The sequence below is a fragment of the Magnetococcales bacterium genome (assembly GCA_015231925.1).
GTDB lineage: Bacteria > Pseudomonadota > Magnetococcia > Magnetococcales > JADGAQ01 > JADGAQ01.
Genome location: JADGAQ010000354.1, coordinates 1 through 2099, shown reverse-complemented (window position 1 = coordinate 2099; position 2099 = coordinate 1). Strand labels below are relative to the sequence as shown.

General features: G+C 54.2%; 4 protein-coding genes. 3 read left to right on the top strand and 1 reads right to left on the bottom strand.

Translation table 11 applies throughout. The annotated features are described in order from the left end of the window. Nucleotides 1-103: 103 nt before the first annotated feature. The 3 genes from HQL56_19760 (at nucleotide 104) to HQL56_19750 (ending at nucleotide 1085) form a co-directional block, all read left to right on the top strand. Entirely contained in the window at nucleotides 104-415 is a 312-nt protein-coding gene (locus tag HQL56_19760; protein ID MBF0311754.1) for a Rieske 2Fe-2S domain-containing protein, read from the top strand. Between the two features lie 110 nt (nucleotides 416-525). Next, a complete protein-coding gene (locus tag HQL56_19755; protein ID MBF0311753.1) occupies nucleotides 526-783 on the top strand; it encodes a type II toxin-antitoxin system ParD family antitoxin in 258 nt (85 codons plus the stop codon). After that, on the top strand, nucleotides 780-1085 hold the full coding sequence (locus HQL56_19750; GenBank protein MBF0311752.1) for a type II toxin-antitoxin system RelE/ParE family toxin: 306 nt from the start codon (nucleotides 780-782) through the stop codon (nucleotides 1083-1085). The genes HQL56_19755 and HQL56_19750 overlap by 4 nt, the downstream gene beginning before the upstream one ends. Before the next feature lie 402 nt (nucleotides 1086-1487). Here HQL56_19750 and HQL56_19745 read toward each other — a convergent pair whose 3' ends face one another. Beyond that, nucleotides 1488-2030, bottom strand: coding sequence for a MerR family transcriptional regulator (locus tag HQL56_19745; GenBank protein MBF0311751.1), 543 nt, complete (start codon nucleotides 2028-2030; stop codon nucleotides 1488-1490). Between the last annotated feature and the right edge of the window lie 69 nt (nucleotides 2031-2099).

Below are 2099 nucleotides of genomic sequence, written 5' to 3'. Positions count from 1 at the left end.
CACTGCAAATTGCAAGAAAATATAAAACAAAAATATTTCAAAGAAAATTAAACATATTTTCTTCTCAGTTTTGTAATTCTCTCAAGCAAGGGGGCGAAACACCATGAACGAATGGCTGAATGTGGCTCCGGTGGACGATTTTCCCCCGCATACCCGGCGGCTGGTGGCGTTGCCGGAGCGGGACGTGGTGGTCTTCAATCTGGACGGTCGTTACTTCGCCCTGGAGGATCGCTGCTCCCACGACGGTTCCCCCATCTCTGCGGGCAAGGTGCAGGGCCGCGAACTGACCTGTCCACGCCACGGGGCACGCTTTTCCGTCGAGTCCGGCGCAGCCCTTACCCTGCCTGCCTTGGAGGGTATCCTGAAAGTTCCGGTGAGGATTTTCGAGGGGATGGTGCAGGTGCAGTGCGTTTGAACGCCCTGGGACCGGGTGGTAAACAGGATGGTGGGATGAGTGCATTGTTCTTGCCAAGCAAGTCGGCTTGGCCTAGCATTGGGCAAACAGCGCCTGTCAAGGAGTGTGTCATGTCCACCAATGTTCACCTTACCCCCGAACTGGAATCCTTCACACGCGGTTGTGTGGAGAGCGGGCGCTTCAAGAACGTCAGCGAGGTGGTTCGCAGTGCTCTGTGGTTGCTTCAGGAAGGGGAGGAGCGGCGTGCCCGCTTTTCGGAGATGCTGGATGCGGTGAGGATCGAAACGGAAAATAACGGAGGGCACTCCCTTGAGGAGGTTATGGCCGAAGCGGACGGTCTCATCGAGGAGTCCTTTCGTTCTCGATGACGGCGGCGATTCTATCCACTCAGGCTCGTAAGGAGTTTCTCGAAGCTATACGGTGGATTGCCAAGGATAACCCGATGTCTGCCCAGGCACTGAAGAATGCGGTCTATCAGGCCGCTCGCAACCTGGGAGATCATCCCTTGTCCGGTCGCATGCGCACCGATCTGGCCTCCCTGCCCGTGCGCTTTCTTCCACTTGCCGGTTTTCCCTACATCATCGTTTATGATGGGTCGTTAAAACCTCCGCTGATCTTGCGTTTTCTTCATGGAGCAAGGGATCTTCCGGAACTTCTGAGAGAGCTGTAACTGCTCGCTTCCGATGCAAATGACTTGAGAAAATGGTGTCGTTGAAAAAAGACTTGCATCGCTTTAGAGTTGTATTTTATTGCGTACCGAACAAATAATATATATCGTTAGTATTTGCCACTTTAACCGATAGAATAGCCAGTAACTGCTTCAATTTTCAGGATATCGTTGTATAATACCAATGGGAAGGAATAATATGATAACTGAACAAAACGGCGTTAAAGGAAAGAAATGTTCAAAATGTGAAACTTGGAAGCCTTTGGACCAGTTTTATAAAGATAAAACTCATGGTCCAAAACAAGGGCATCGTCATTGTCGGTGCAAGGAGTGCAGGAAAAAATAGAGGCTTGGTTTCCCACAGATCGGTCGATTTTAGGTCATCCCGCCTCACTGCGTAAAAGGTTATTTGCCGGAGAGCGCGGACCATTCCCGCGATCGGGCGCGGATCAGGGCGATCTCCTCCGCGTCGATGCCCAGGGACTCCAGAAAGTCCTGGTGGGCTTCCGGTGCGGTTTGTTCGAAGAGACCATGCCAGAGGCATTTGGCGGAGTCGTCCATGCCCGCCCCTTCCAGAAGCGCCACCCAGCGCTCCTTGTCCATCAGGCGGGTGGCCGCCAGCACCTCCTTCTCCTTGAGCAGGCGCACGATGAGTTGCTGTTGGGCGCGGCGTTGGGCAATCTCCCGATTGATGCGGCCCAGTTGCGCTTCCAGTTCCTGCTCCAGAGCCGTGCCGGGGGCGTCGCACAGGGCGTGGATCGTCTCCAGGGGCAGCCCCGCCTCCTTCAGCATGGCGATGCGTTCCATGCGCCGAACATCGCTTTCGGCATAGAGCCGGTAGTTCGATCCGCTGCGCAAGGAGGGGCTCAACAGCCCGATGCGATCATAATAGAGCAGCGTCGAACGGGAGACGGCGAAACGTTTGGCCAGTTTTCCGATGGTCCACATGCGATCTTCCCCAACGGGTGATTCCGTTTCTGTTTCATTTTTGCATTATTGCAGGGGTCTGGGGACCAT

Excerpts from the sequence above, each read along its gene's own strand:
- HQL56_19745 (MBF0311751.1), bottom strand. The coding sequence starts at position 2,030 with ATGTGGACCATCGGAAAACTGGCCAAACGTTTCGCCGTCTCCCGTTCG.
- HQL56_19755 (MBF0311753.1), top strand. The coding sequence starts at position 526 with ATGTCCACCAATGTTCACCTTACCCCCGAACTGGAATCCTTCACACGC.
- HQL56_19760 (MBF0311754.1), top strand. The coding sequence starts at position 104 with ATGAACGAATGGCTGAATGTGGCTCCGGTGGACGATTTTCCCCCGCAT.
- HQL56_19750 (MBF0311752.1), top strand. The coding sequence starts at position 780 with ATGACGGCGGCGATTCTATCCACTCAGGCTCGTAAGGAGTTTCTCGAA.